The sequence below is a fragment of the Neisseria sp. genome (assembly GCF_030523955.1).
In the GTDB taxonomy this organism is placed as follows: Bacteria; Pseudomonadota; Gammaproteobacteria; order Burkholderiales; family Neisseriaceae; genus Neisseria.
In genome coordinates, this window is the sequence record NZ_JAUNHL010000015.1 from 1 (window position 1) to 12,896 (window position 12,896).

At 53.8% G+C, this 12,896-nt stretch carries 11 protein-coding genes and 1 tRNA gene; 3 read left to right on the forward strand and 9 right to left on the reverse strand.

Annotation, left to right across the window (positions count from 1 at the left end; genetic code table 11):
• Positions 1 to 86: 86 nt before the first annotated feature.
• The 3 genes from Q4C79_RS04590 to Q4C79_RS04600 all read right to left on the reverse strand — a co-directional run bounded on the left by Q4C79_RS04590 (position 87) and on the right by Q4C79_RS04600 (position 1,982).
• A tRNA-Val gene (locus Q4C79_RS04590) sits at positions 87 to 162 on the reverse strand.
• A gap of 215 nt (positions 163 to 377) precedes the next feature.
• Positions 378 to 1,166: a serine O-acetyltransferase gene (gene cysE / locus Q4C79_RS04595; protein ID WP_303089852.1), complete on the reverse strand. Its 789-nt coding sequence runs from the start codon at positions 1,164 to 1,166 to the stop codon at positions 378 to 380.
• Positions 1,167 to 1,259: 93 nt separating this feature from the next.
• A complete protein-coding gene (locus Q4C79_RS04600; protein ID WP_303089853.1) occupies positions 1,260 to 1,982 on the reverse strand; it encodes a 16S rRNA (uracil(1498)-N(3))-methyltransferase in 723 nt (240 codons plus the stop codon).
• A gap of 239 nt (positions 1,983 to 2,221) precedes the next feature.
• Here Q4C79_RS04600 and Q4C79_RS04605 point away from each other — a divergent pair, with 239 nt between their 5' ends.
• Both Q4C79_RS04605 and Q4C79_RS04610 read left to right on the forward strand, forming a co-directional pair.
• Positions 2,222 to 3,016, forward strand: a complete 795-nt coding sequence (locus Q4C79_RS04605; RefSeq protein WP_303089854.1) for an inositol monophosphatase family protein — start codon at positions 2,222 to 2,224, stop codon at positions 3,014 to 3,016.
• Between the two features lie 437 nt (positions 3,017 to 3,453).
• Positions 3,454 to 5,895 (forward strand): heavy metal translocating P-type ATPase, encoded by a 2,442-nt coding sequence (locus Q4C79_RS04610; protein ID WP_303089855.1) that lies wholly within the window; start codon positions 3,454 to 3,456, stop codon positions 5,893 to 5,895.
• Positions 5,896 to 6,242: 347 nt separating this feature from the next.
• Here Q4C79_RS04610 and dinB read toward each other — a convergent pair whose 3' ends face one another.
• On the reverse strand, positions 6,243 to 7,307 hold the full coding sequence (dinB, locus tag Q4C79_RS04615) for a DNA polymerase IV (protein ID WP_303089856.1): 1,065 nt from the start codon (positions 7,305 to 7,307) through the stop codon (positions 6,243 to 6,245).
• Between the two features lie 457 nt (positions 7,308 to 7,764).
• On the opposite strand from dinB, the gene Q4C79_RS04620 reads away from it, so the two are divergent.
• Positions 7,765 to 8,124 carry a nuclear transport factor 2 family protein gene (locus Q4C79_RS04620; protein ID WP_303089857.1) on the forward strand — a complete coding sequence of 120 codons (360 nt, stop codon included), beginning with the start codon at positions 7,765 to 7,767 and terminating at the stop codon, positions 8,122 to 8,124.
• A gap of 19 nt (positions 8,125 to 8,143) precedes the next feature.
• Here the strand turns inward: Q4C79_RS04620 and coaBC are convergent, their stop codons facing one another.
• The 5 genes from coaBC to Q4C79_RS04645 all read right to left on the reverse strand — a co-directional run bounded on the left by coaBC (position 8,144) and on the right by Q4C79_RS04645 (position 12,882).
• Entirely contained in the window at positions 8,144 to 9,331 is a 1,188-nt protein-coding gene (coaBC, locus tag Q4C79_RS04625; protein WP_303089858.1) for a bifunctional phosphopantothenoylcysteine decarboxylase/phosphopantothenate--cysteine ligase CoaBC, read from the reverse strand.
• A 25-nt stretch (positions 9,332 to 9,356) separates the two neighbouring features.
• A complete protein-coding gene (locus Q4C79_RS04630) occupies positions 9,357 to 10,637 on the reverse strand; it encodes an NAD(P)/FAD-dependent oxidoreductase (protein WP_303089859.1) in 1,281 nt (426 codons plus the stop codon).
• A 272-nt stretch (positions 10,638 to 10,909) separates the two neighbouring features.
• Positions 10,910 to 11,671, reverse strand: a complete 762-nt coding sequence (locus Q4C79_RS04635) for a 1-acyl-sn-glycerol-3-phosphate acyltransferase (RefSeq protein WP_303089899.1) — start codon at positions 11,669 to 11,671, stop codon at positions 10,910 to 10,912.
• Between the two features lie 21 nt (positions 11,672 to 11,692).
• Positions 11,693 to 12,439, reverse strand: coding sequence for a GNAT family N-acetyltransferase (locus Q4C79_RS04640; RefSeq protein WP_303089860.1), 747 nt, complete (start codon positions 12,437 to 12,439; stop codon positions 11,693 to 11,695).
• A gap of 173 nt (positions 12,440 to 12,612) precedes the next feature.
• On the reverse strand, positions 12,613 to 12,882 hold the full coding sequence (locus Q4C79_RS04645; RefSeq protein WP_303089861.1) for an oxidative damage protection protein: 270 nt from the start codon (positions 12,880 to 12,882) through the stop codon (positions 12,613 to 12,615).
• Positions 12,883 to 12,896 lie beyond the last annotated feature (14 nt).

Below are 12,896 nucleotides of genomic sequence, written 5' to 3' on the forward strand. Positions count from 1 at the left end.
CGCGACCCTCGGCGTGACAGGCCGATACTCTAACCAACTGAGCTACCACCGCGCATTCACTGTTTATTAAACAATGAAGGAAAACTTGGTGGGTGATGACGGAGTCGAACCGCCGACATTCTGCTTGTAAGGCAGACGCTCTACCAACTGAGCTAATCACCCGATTTTTTTACAGCAGGCTTGCTGCGAAGAAGTGATTAAACCAAAATTGGCTCGTCGGCGCAAGTGTTTTATCGGTTTTTTTTCTACGCTTTTTACAGAGTGCGGTTTTCAAAGGAAATTATTTTTTACTGGTGATCTGCATGAGTCGTGTTTAATCGATATGAAAAAGCAGCCGGAACGGCTGCTTTTTGCATGGGGGGCGGTTTTTTGACAATTCAAATATTGAACATGATGTTCTGATCCATGTCGGCAGACGGCATGTTTTGCAGTTTTCCAACCGGTTTGGCCGGTACGCCGACTACGGTGGTGTGTGCTTCTACATCGCGAACGACCACACTACCGGCCCCGATTTTGGCACCGTCACCGATGCGGATATTGCCTAAAACGGAAGCATTGGCGCCGATCATTACGCCGTTACCGACTTTGGGGTGGCGATCGCCCGATTCTTTGCCAGAACCGCCCAGTGTCACACCATGCAGCAGTGAGATATCATCGCCCAGAACGGCGGTTTCACCGATCACAACGCCGGTGCCGTGATCAATCATGATGCCCTGCCCGAATTGGGCGGCAGGGTGGATGTCGACGCCGAAAATTTCCGAACTGCGGTTTTGCAGGAAATAGGCGAGCGTTTTGCGGCCGTCCAGCCATAAATGGTGGTTGATGCGGTGTGCTTGAATGGCGTGGAAACCTTTGTAATATAAAAGCGGCAGGCAGTATTCGTCGCAGGCGGGATCTCGCTCGTAGTAGGCAGTGATGTCGGCTTTGACCGCATCGGTAATCGAAGGATATTTTTCCAGAACACGCATGAAGACTTCGTATAAAGCGCGGGCATCCATGATGGAGCTGCTCAGTTTGCTGGAAAGATGGAAGGCCAGAACGCGGTCTAGGCTGTTGTGGCGCAATACGGTCAGGTGCAGAAAGCTGGCCAGCATCGGCTCTTCTTCGGCAGCGGCGGCGGTTTCGGTACGGATGGTTTGCCAGATATCGATGGTGTTGGTGTTCATGTTCAGACAGGCCTTTTCTGGTTGAGGGCGGAACCTGATTGTAACGGAATAACAGCATTTGGCAAGTTATGATGTCGGCAAATAACGTCTGATTCAGAAATCGCCCCATAAGGTTTGCATTGCTGCAATGGCAGCCAGCGCGGCAGTTTCGGTACGTAATACCCGTTTGCCTAATAAGATAGACCGGAAGCCTGTCTGAAAAGCGGTTTGCTCTTCCTCCTGCGACCAGCCGCCTTCCGGGCCTATCATGAGCGTGATACGTTGCGGTGGCGGCGCGATATCTTTTAGGCTTTGGGGATGGTGCAAGCCCATCAGCAGGCGGACATCGCTGTCGGGCAGTTGTTGCAGCCTTTGTGTAAGAGGCAATAGGGGGTGCACGGTGGGAATGCGGTTGCGGCCGCTTTGTTCGCAGGCGGCGATCACGATTTCCTGCCAGCGTTCTATCCGTTTCTCCGCGCGCTCGCCGCTGAGTTTGACGATGCTGCGGCTGCTGGATACCGGAAAAATATCGGTAACACCCAACTCTACACTTTTTTGCAGGGTGAAATCCATGCGCTCGCCGCTGGATACGGCCTGAATCAGCTGAATGGCGAGCGGTGATTCGTTTTCGCAAGTTTGCTCCGCCATTACTTCGGCGACAGCCTGCCGCTTGGCGATTGAAAGTAACCGGGCAGGGTAAGATAAGCCGTTGCCGTTAAATAAGGTGATTTCCTCACCTTCGCGCAGGCGCAGTACATGGAGGTGTCGGACCACGTTTTCCGGCAGCTCAAGGCTTTGCCCGGAAGTGAGGGGGGCGGCAAGATAGAAACGAGGCATTTTTATGTTGGCTAAAATAGGTTAATATTCGTGGTCTGAATTATATCGTAAACAGATTAAGCTTCGGTTGTTTTTAAAGTTTTTGTCTTTTCAGACAGGCATTGTGTGGAGGGCGGTAGTTGCAAGCGTTGAAAAATAATATCGCAACAAACCGGTTTCGCCATGCTTGGAATCCTGCTGTTCGGCCGATATAGCCGCTTTCGGGCGGTTCCCTATCGTCATCCTTATGAGGAATGAATGTGTTATTGAATCAATTGCAGAATCTGGTGAGAGAGGTGGCTCGCGCCGAAGTGATGCCCCGGTTCCTGAATGTGGACATCAGCGAAAAAGAAGACGGCAGCATGCTTTCCGAAGCGGATTTGGCGGCGCAGGCGGCGTTTGCGCACCGCTTGCCGGCCATTATCGACAGCCCGATGCTGGGTGAGGAGATGACTTCTGAGAGGCAATACGAATTGTGGGAACAGGGGGAGGAAGAAGGCTTGTGGGTGGTCGACCCGATCGACGGTACCAATAATTTTATCAACGGCATTCCGCATTTTGCCTTGTCGGTGGCTTATGTGAAGCACGGACGTACCCAATTGGGTGTGGTTTACAACCCGGTGATCGATGAATGTTTTTATGCCGAACGGGGCCGGGGTGCTTATTTAAACGGTCGCCACTTGCCTTTGCGCAAGGTGGATAAAAGGCTGAATCAGGCGGTGGCCGGTGTGGAAATCAAATATTTACGTTCGGGCAAACTTTCGAGCCGTATGAACACGCTCTCGCCCTTCGGCACCATCCGCAGCCTCGGCAGCAGTACGCTCGATTGGTGTTATCTGGCTTCCGGCCGTTATGATGTTTATGTACACGGCGGCCAGAAATTGTGGGATTACGCGGCCGGCGCTTTGATTTTCGAAGAGGCGGGCGGCCAACTGGCGACGCTGGAAGGCGATGACTTCTGGAGCGGCGAACATGTTTTCAAACGCTCGGTAATTGCGGCGTTGCATCCGGTGTTATTTGAAAAATGGTTAACTTGGATACGCAATAATCAGTAAGGTACAAAAATCATAATGATTTTTGAATAATATGGATATTTATGATTTTTTCATTAATTATATGGAATACAATTAGTTGCGAGTAATATTAATAAATATGGAAACATTTCTATTTTGAAATTAATGCAAAGATTGCAATTCTTAAAGTTATTTAACCAAAAGAAGGCTACAATACGAACCACTGACAGAGGTTGCTTTCTGAGTGACTGAAGTAGTGAGTAAGACGTTTTCCCGCAATGTATTGGCCATTCATACTACTCCCTTGGTATGAATGGTTTTTTTTGTTTGTTGCGGGTGTAAACCGCTTACAGCGCCAGCAATACCGTAGGCGCGTGAAATGCCTGTCTGAAAGATCTTTTAGACAGGCATTCTGCTTTTCCGAGCCGCTTCTGTTGAGCCTATTTATTGCCTCTCGGATTGCGCGTAAAATCCAGAGCATGAAAAACGAATCCTCTTGTTTCCATTGCGGTCTGCCGGTGCCGGCGGACCTCAAGCTTACCATCCACTATGAAAACCGCGACGAGCCTGCCTGTTGCGCCGGTTGTCAGGCAGTGGCGCAAAGTATTATCGATGCCGGGCTGGGCAGCTATTACAAGCAGCGTACCGCCGAGGCGGAAAAAGCCGGCCTGCCGCCGCCGGAAATTCTCGATCAGCTCAAACTCTACGATCTGCCGCAGGTGCAGGCCGAATTTGTGGAAACTTTGTCGGAAAACCGGCGCGAAGCGGTTTTGATGCTCGGCGGCATTACCTGTGCGGCCTGCGTGTGGCTGATTGAACAGCAATTGTTGCGTTTGGACGGCGTGTTGTCGGTGGATTTGAATTACAGTACCCGCCGCGCCCGGGTAAGCTGGGATGACGGCCGCGCCAAGCTTTCCGATATCTTGTTGCGCATCCGCCAGAGTGGTTATACCGCTGCGCCTTATGATGCGCAGAAGGTTGAAGTGCAGGCGCAGAAAGAGCGCAAGCAGGCGCTGATCCGGCTGGCGGTGGCCGGTTTGGCGATGATGCAGACCATGATGTTTATCGCGCCGACTTATCTTTACGACGACATCGAGCCGCAGTTTCTGAACATTCTGCATTGGGCTTCGTTTTTATTGGTGCTGCCGGTGATGTTTTATTCGGCAGTGCCTTTTTACCGTGGTGCCTGGCGCGATTTGAAAAACCGCCGCACCGGCATGGACACGCCGATTTCGCTGGGAATCGTGCTCTCTTTTGTAGCCGGTTTGTACGCTTTGCTGACCCATGCCGGCGAGGGTATGTATTTCGAAGGCATCGCCATGCTGGTGTTTTTGCTGCTGTTGGGGCGTTTTATGGAGCAGAGTGCGCGGCGCAAAGCCGGCGATGCGGCCGAGCAGTTGGTGAAGCTGGTGCCGGCATTCTGCCACCGTTTGCCGCATTATCCCGACGAAACCAGTGAAGAAGCGGCGGTGGTGCAGCTACAGCCGGGTGATGTGATTGCCGTGCGTGCCGGCGAAGTGTTGCCGGTAGACGGCCAAGTGCTGGCGGGTGAAAGCGAAGTGGACGAGGCGATGCTGACCGGTGAGAATTTGCCGGTGCCCAAAGCGGCGGGCGATAAAGTGACTGCCGGTACTTTGAACACAGCCAGCCCGTTGGTGGTGCAGGTGGAAGAGGTGGGTAAGAACACGCGGCTGTCGCACATCGTGAAATTGCTCGACCGCGCACTGTCGCAAAAACCGCGCTTGGCGGTGTTGGCCGATCGCTATGCTTCTTCGTTTGTGTTGGGGTTGATTGTTTTCGCCGTTCCGGTGTTTCTCGGTTGGTGGTGGTATGCAGATGTGCATAAGGCCTTGTGGATTACCGTGGCGCTGTTGGTGATTACCTGTCCTTGCGCGTTGTCGCTGGCCACACCGACCGCGTTGGCAGCTTCTACCGGCAAATTGGCTTCCGAAGGGGTATTGATTTCCGCCGGCCATGCGCTGGAAACGCTGGCGGAAATCACCGATGTGGTGTTCGACAAAACAGGTACGCTCACCGAGGGCAAGCTGGCGGTGCAGCGTATGCTGTTGCACGGTGGGATTACTGAAGCGCAGGCGGTGGCGGTGGCGCAGGTTTTGGAGCGGCAGTCGGAACATCCGATTGCGCGCGCCATTCTCAATCTGCCCTCGGTATCGGATGGAAACATCACAAGCGAACAGCGGATTAACCGGGTCGGCCACGGCGTCAGTGCTCGTTTGAGCATTGGCGGACAAGAAATGTTGTGGGCCATCGGGCGGCCGGAGTTTGTCGCCGAAATTGCCGGCGAACTACCGGATGCTTGGCGGGATGCGGTAGGCGAAGGCAGTGTGATTGCTTTGGGCAACCAACAGGGTTTTGCCGCATTGTTTGTGTTGCAAGACCAGGTCAAAGAAGGGGTGGCCGAGATGCTGGCACAGTTGCGCACAGCCGGTTTGCGCCTGCATGTGTTGAGCGGCGACAGGCAGGCGGCGGTGTCGGCCTTGGTCCAATCGCTGGGCTTGGACGCCGCGCGCGCCGAGGCGACGCCGGAAGACAAGCTGGCTTATGTGGAAACCCTGCAACGGCAGGGTGCGAAGGTGTTGATGATCGGCGACGGCATCAACGATGCGCCGGTATTGGCTGCGGCCGAGGTGTCGATGGCGGTGGCCGGAGGCGCCGACGTGGCGCGCGAGGGCGCAGATGTGGTGTTGCTGAACGACAGTTTGGCTGTGGTACCGATGGCGGTGGCGCAAGCCCGCCGTACGCACACCATCATCCGCGAAAACCTGATTTGGTCTACCGTGTACAACCTGATTGCGGTGCCGCTGGCCGCCGCCGGTTTTGTTAACCCTTGGGTGGCGGTATTGGGTATGAGCCTAAGTTCGCTGCTGGTATTGGCTAATGCTTTGCGATTGCGCAAGTAGTAGGGAGGTCGGGAATGCCTGTCTGAAAAGCTTTTTTCAGACAGGCATTTTGGTTGCGGCAAGCACAAGAGAGTTGTTATAGCGGATTTAATTAATTTTCGATACAAGGCAGCAAGCCGTAGACAGTACAAGTAGTACGGCAAGGTGCAGCAACGCCGTAGCGAAAGTTAAGTGAATCCGCTATATTGTGCTGGAGTGCGCATCGTGTTGCTGTTGGTGAACGGATGAAACACAGTCGGCTTTGAAAAGTATCGAGATGCCCGGTTCATGCCCGGGCATAACATTATTTCTTATATGCCTGTCTGAAAGGTCTCAGGTTTTTTCAGACAGGCATATACTGTTCGAGACTATTCGTTTTCTTGCCACAAGGCAATCTGTTGCCCGATCGGTTCCAGATGGCTTATGCCCAAACCGATCAGGCGGTAGGTGGCGTCGCCGGCGGGCATGCGGATGGCGGTTTGACGGGCGGCGGCCAGCAGTGCGGCGGCGTCGGGCAGGGCGGAGGAGAAGGTTTGCGAACGGGTGAGAATGCGGAAGTCGGCGGTTTTCAGCTTGAGGGTAATGCTGCGGAACTGCATTTTTTTGCGCTCGGCCTGTTGCCATAAGTCTTCCGCCAGATGCGGCAGTTGTTGCAGGATGCCGGCCAGCGGCAAATCTTCGGGCAGGGTGATTTCGGTGGAAATCTGCAGGCGCTCGCGGCTGGGTTTGACGCTGCGGTTGTCGATGCCGCGCGCCAGATCATAGAGGCGGTAACCCCATTTGCCGAATAAATTCACCAATTCTCCGCGTTCGAAACGCAATAAATCGCCGACGGTGTGCACGCTCAAGCGCTGCATTTTCTGCTGGGTAACTTTACCGACGCCGGGGATTTTGCCGGCGGGTAGAGTGGCGAGAAAGGCGGCGACTTTTTCCGGCGGCAGCACGAACTGGCCGTCGGGCTTGTTCCAATCGGAAGCGATCTTGGCGAGAAATTTATTGGGCGCTACGCCGGCGGAGGCGGTTAAGCCGGTTTCGGCCAGAATATCGGCACGAATGGCTTTGGCGACTTGGCTGGCGTAGGGAATGTTTCGGAAATTGCGGGTAACGTCGAGATAGGCCTCATCTAGCGACAAAGGCTCGATTAAATCGGTATAGCGCCGGAAAATCGTGTGGATTTGCTGCGATATTTCGCGGTAAAGGGCAAAATGCGGCGGAATATACACCGCTTGCGGACATAAACGTTTGGCGGTGGCCACCGGCATCGCCGAATGCAGGCCGAAGCGGCGGGCCGGGTAAGAGGCGGCGCAAATGACCGAGCGCGGGCCGTCCCAAGCTACGACTACCGGCAGATTTTTCAGGTGCGGCTGTTCGCGCAGTTCGACCGAGGCGTAGAACGCGTCCATATCGATGTGGATGATTTTGCGCGGTTCCATGGGAGAATGCCTGTCTGAAAAGATTGAAAAATAGATTTGTGTTAGGGATTGCCAACAGACCCTAGGCAAAAACGGGTTTGAATCGGCAATTAGTGAAGATTTAATTTATTTTTTATTAACAATGGCTTAGTTTGATTGACGGTAAAGGGGTTTCATTTGGCATTTCGTGTTAGAATAATAACTTAAATCAAAAATATGATTGAGAATTTATTTTGTTACTCAATTAATAATATGTTGTGGTGCGCATGGTTTTAACCAAGTTAGCAGCCACAACGCTTTTTTTAAGATTGGGCAAGGGTAAGGCAATAGTAATTAATATTGGAGGTTTATATCATGAATATCACAAGATTCTCTATTTTCCCTATGGTTTTGTTATTGGCTGCTTGTTCGAGTGTCTCTGCTAATCAGGCTGCGCAAGCCAGGCCAGGCAACTTGCCAAAAGATTTCTAAAGAAGAAGTGGCGAAATTGTTCGACCGCTGGAACCAATCCTTGCAAACCGGTGATCCGGCTAAAGTAGCGGCCAATTATATGGAAAATTCCATTCTGCTGCCGACGGTTTCCAATCAATTGCGAGTTACTCACGCGCAGAGAGAAGATTATTTCCATCATTTCTTGGAAAACCAACCTGTCGGTAAAATTGATTACAGCCACATCGATATTGGTTGTAACACCGCTTCCGATGCCGGTATTTATACTTTCACTTTCGGCAAAACCGGCCAGAAAGTACGTGCGCGTTACAGCTTTAATTATCAGTGGGACGGTAAAAACTGGTTGATCAGCCAGCATCATTCTTCGGCCATGCCTGAGAATAAATAAGAGCGGCGATACAATCCAATTATTTAACCAATTGAGCGGCCAGCAGGGTGACAATCTCGGCGGCCGCTTGGTTTTTATTGGTTTCGGGAAAGGCGGTTTCACCTGCTTCGGTGATGACGGTGATGCGGTTGACGGCTTTGCCCATCGCCACCGCCACATCGTTGGCCACCAGCATCGGGATACCTTTTTTAATCCGTTTGGCACGGCCGTATTCCGCCACGTTTTCGCTCTCTGCGGCAAAACCTACGCAGAACGGAGGGTGAGCCAGCTTGGCCACTGAGGCCAGAATGTCGGGGTTTTCGGTTAATTCGATAACCGGCGGGGTGCCGTTGCTGTCTTTTTTAATTTTTTGCAGGCTGCTGTTTTTCACTTTGTAGTCGGCCACGGCGGCCACCGAAATGAAAACGTCTTGGCCGCCGATGCGGTTCATCACCGCACGGTACATGGCTTCGGCGCTCACGGCCTGCTCGGTGTGCGCCAAACCGGCGGGAATGCCTGTCTGAATCTGGCCGTAAACCAGGCTGACTTCCGCTCCGGCGGCGCGGCAGGCGCGGGCGAGCGCCATGCCCATTTGGCCGCTGGAAATATTGGTGATGCCGCGCACGGGGTCGATGGCTTCAAACGTTGCGCCTGCCGTTATCAGCACTTTTTTGCCCTGCAATAATTTGTCGGTCCACATATCGGGCAGCAAATCTGCCAGCTCGGCGGCTTCGGGCATGCGGCCCACGCCGGTTTCGCCGCAGGCCTGCTCGCCTTCAGCAGGCTGGAACACGGTGATGCCGTCTGAAATCAGTTGGGCGATATTGCGCTGGTTGGCGGGATTGAACCACATTTCCACATTCATGGCGGGTGCCACGGTCAGCGGGCATTTGCGCGCGGCGGCCAGATTGGTGAGCAGGTTGTCGGCGATGCCGCACGCGATTTTGGCGATGGTATTGGCACTGGCGGGCGCAATCAGAAACACGTCGGCCTCGCGGGTGAGGTTGATGTGCGCCATACCGTTGCCGCCGGCCCCGCCGCTGTGGGTTTCGGTCAGCACGGGGTTGCCGCTTAAGGCTTGAAAGGTGAGCGGCGAAACGAATTCTGTTGCGGCGCGGCTCATTGCCACGGTTACGCTGTGACCCTGCTTTTTCAACAGGCGCACGAGTTCGCAGGATTTATAGGCGGCAATGCCGCCGCTAATGCCCAGAAGGATGTGTTTGCTCATAAAATAACCCGGAAATGCGGAAAGTTTAATGCAGTTTCAAGCGGCCGGAGACGCGTTTTTGCATGATGCGCGCCAGCGCCAGTAATACGGTTTTGCCGTAGCCCAATATGGTTTTGTGATGCAACAGGTGCAGCGACATATACATATATTTGGCGATCAGCCCTTCGATAAAGAAGCTGCCGCCGGAGAGGCTGCCCATCAGGTTGCCGACGCCGTGATTGTTGCCCAAGGAAACCAGTGAGCCGGAATCTTTGTAGCGGAAGGTTTGGTCGAACGGTTTGCCCGCAATTTGGGCCAGCAGCAGTTTGCACAAAAAATCAGCTTGCTGGTGGGCGGCTTGTGCGCGGGCAGGCACCAGTTTGCCCTCTTCCCATGGGCAGGCCGCGCAGTCGCCCAGTGCGTAAACACCGTCGAAAGGGGTTTGCAGCTGATCGTTCACTTCAAACTGGTTGATGCGGTTGACCGGCAGGCCGTATTCGCGGTTACGGTCGGCTGCTTTGATGCCGGCCGCCCATACCACCACATCGGCGGGAATGCTGCCTTGGTCGGTTTCCACTTTATCGGGCAGGATCTCGGAGACTTTGGTGCCGGATAATACTTTGATTTGCTTTTGCCGCAAGGCTTGCGTGGCTTGTTCGGATACTTTTTTCGGCAAGCCGGCCAGTATGCGCGGGGCGGCTTCGATCAGGGTGATTTGGATGCGGAAGCGTTGCTCGGTGCCGACATTGTTTTGGATTTCGTGGTAGGCCTCCATCATTTCGGCGGAAAGCTCAACGCCGGTTGCGCCGCCGCCGACAATCACGACATTCAGGCTTTTGTCTGCCGAATAAGCGGCTTTGGCAAACAGGTTGAGCAGGTGGGTGTGGAAGTTTTGCGCATCTTGTGCGTTTTCCAATACATAAGCGTGTTCGCTGCCGGGCGTGCCGAAGAAGTTGGAACCGCTGCCCAGTGCCAATACACAGCGGTTAAAGCTGATAAGGCGCTCGGGAATGATCATTTCGCCGTTTTCGTGGTAAACCGCCTGTAGGCTGAGGGTTTTGTTTTCGGGCTGGAATTTTACCAATTCGCCGAGTACGAAGCTGAAATGGTTGGCGCGCGCCAAAATGCTGTAAGAGAGGCCTTCCTGCTGCGGATTGAGGGTGCCGGCGGCTACTTCGTGCAGGGTGGGCTTCCAAATATGAAAGGGAGAGCGGTCGATGAGCAGCACTTTTTCCGGGCCGTTTTTGCGCCCGAGTGCACGGCCGAGTTTGGAGGCCAGTTCCAAACCGCCGGCGCCGCCGCCGATAATCACGGTATCGTAATACATGGGGATGTTCTTTCTTTTGATGTGTGAAGCTTTATCATATAGTGACTTAAATTCAGAATAGTACAGCGTTGCCTCTCTTTGCCGTACTGTTTTGTACTGTCTGCGGCTCGGCGCCTTGTCCGATTCTGAATTTAAATCACTATATTTATGGGAAGTTTATCTGTATCTTACCATGTTGTTTTTTCAGACAGGCATCGTGTACAGAGGATTGTTTATTGAATGTTTTGCAAAACAACAGTCCCAGCGGCGTTAGGGGCCGTGTGGGAACGGGTTTAGGGTGATGCATTTTCCAGCTGCGCCTGTTTTTCCTGCAACAGCCGGCGTACGTTTTCGGCGGATTGGCGGCGGTCTTCGGAGGCTGCGACCGGTTCGAGAAAATGCAGTTCGGCCACGCCTTTGGGTTGGCGGGCAATCATGCAGATGGATTGCCACAGCGAGATGTCGCCGTAATAAGCCATGTGCGGGTTGGGGCTGGAGCCGTCGGGGTTGGGATAGCGGCAGAGTACCGGAATGATGGGTACGCCGGCTTCGTGCGGTGCCTGAAAAAAGCTGGTTTTAAACGGCAGAATATCGCGTCCTTCGGTGCTGGTGCCTTCGGGGAACAGGGTAACGGTATCGCCGTTTTTCAGCGCTTCGGTAACCTGTGAAATTTTTTGCTGGTTGTTGCCGGTACCTCTGTTGCGCGCCACATAAACGGTTTGCGCCTGGGTGGCCAGATAGCCGATCAGCGGCCATTTGGCCACGTCGTCTTTGGCGACGAAACGGCCGGGAAAGGCGGCGTTGATGGCCATGATGTCGAGCCAGGAGATATGGTTGCAGATCATCATTTGGCCGCGGCTGCGATCGGGTAAGCGGCCGTAGGTTTGCAGGCGCAGCCCGCAGGCGGCCAGTACGCGGTGCGACCACAGCTGGATGGCGCGCAGTTTGCGTGTTTTGCTGTAGAGCGGAAACAGGAAGAAAATTTCTAGCGCACCGTAAATCAGGCAGCCGCCGATGCCGGCCAAGCGTAGGGGAAAGCGCAAAGGATTGTTCATCATGAATTTAAGTGTGCGCGGTTAATCGTGGATAAAGCGTTGCAGATAACGGTCGTTCAGGCGGGTGATGTCCATCAGGATCAATACGTCGGCGCAGTTGAAGGCTTCGTCTAGGCAAGGCTCGCCGCAAATCCAGGCACCGGCTTTGAGATAGCCTTTGATCAGACTCGGGCACTCGGGGTTTTCTTTCGGCGTAAGGGCAGGCCAGTTGAGTGGATGAAGCGGGCGTACGCGCCATTCGGGCGGGCAGAGGTGTTTTTTCTTCAGCATCTGGTACAGCCCCGCTGCTTCGTGGCCGCCGTCGCGGGTGCTGATGCTGCCGCAGCCGGTCATAAAGCGCAGGTCGGTATCGCGCATAAATTTTACCAAACCGGCCCACAGCAGCATGACGGTACCGCCGTTGCGGTAATCGGGATGAATGCAGGCACGGCCAAGCTCCACTGTTTGCGGCAGAATGTCTTTGAGGGGCGTAAGGTCGAATTCGGAGGCGCTGTACCAGTTGCCGACGGCGGCGGCTCCTTCGGCGGTTAGCAGGCGGTAGCAGCCGATCACTTCGCCGGTGGCCATATCGAAGGCAAGCAGGTGGCGGCAATGGGCATCGTAAGCGTCGGTGTCGAGGCCGTCTTCGCTTTGAATATCGGCGCCGAGCTCTTGGGCAAATACTTGGTAACGCAGTTTTTGTGCGGCACGGATTTCGTCGGGTGTTTCTGCAAGACGCACGCTGATACCGATGGTGGGCGGCGTTTGGTTGAAGCGGTTTTGCTCCATGGAAGCTTTCTGCATGGTTGAGGAATAAGCAGTATATCAGTTGGACGGCCGAAGAATGTTAATCCGCCGTTAAAGTGTTGCCAGGGGAAATAAAAGGTACATACTGTGCAATATGTTCTAATCAATATGATTTCAGACAGGCATATGCCTGTCTGAAAAGCAAATGGTGCGGCTTAATTTTCGGGCGTATAACCTTGTACGCTGTCGGCACCGTCGCCAAAGAAATAATTTTCCATTTGTTGCGCCAGATACTGGCGCGCACGCGGATCGGCCAGGCTTAGGCGGTTTTCGTTAATCAACATGGTTTGGTGACGCGTCCAAGCATCCCAGGCTTCTTGGGAAACATTTTCGAAAATGCGTTTGCCCAATTCGTTGGGCAGCGGCGCGAATTTCATGCCGGGGGCTTCTTTGCCCAATTTGATGCAGTGAACCATACGGGTCATGGGGTATCCTTTTT

Coding starts and splice junctions, on each gene's coding strand:
- dinB (WP_303089856.1), bottom strand. CDS start 7,307: ATGGAACCGCGCAAAATCATCCACATCGATATGGACGCGTTCTACGCC.
- Q4C79_RS04630 (WP_303089859.1), bottom strand. CDS start 10,637: ATGTATTACGATACCGTGATTATCGGCGGCGGCGCCGGCGGTTTGGAA.
- coaBC (WP_303089858.1), bottom strand. CDS start 9,331: ATGAGCAAACACATCCTTCTGGGCATTAGCGGCGGCATTGCCGCCTAT.
- Q4C79_RS04610 (WP_303089855.1), top strand. CDS start 3,454: ATGAAAAACGAATCCTCTTGTTTCCATTGCGGTCTGCCGGTGCCGGCG.
- Q4C79_RS04645 (WP_303089861.1), bottom strand. CDS start 12,882: ATGACCCGTATGGTTCACTGCATCAAATTGGGCAAAGAAGCCCCCGGC.
- Q4C79_RS04640 (WP_303089860.1), bottom strand. CDS start 12,439: ATGGAGCAAAACCGCTTCAACCAAACGCCGCCCACCATCGGTATCAGC.
- cysE (WP_303089852.1), bottom strand. CDS start 1,166: ATGAACACCAACACCATCGATATCTGGCAAACCATCCGTACCGAAACC.
- Q4C79_RS04600 (WP_303089853.1), bottom strand. CDS start 1,982: ATGCCTCGTTTCTATCTTGCCGCCCCCCTCACTTCCGGGCAAAGCCTT.
- Q4C79_RS04635 (WP_303089899.1), bottom strand. CDS start 11,671: ATGAACAATCCTTTGCGCTTTCCCCTACGCTTGGCCGGCATCGGCGGC.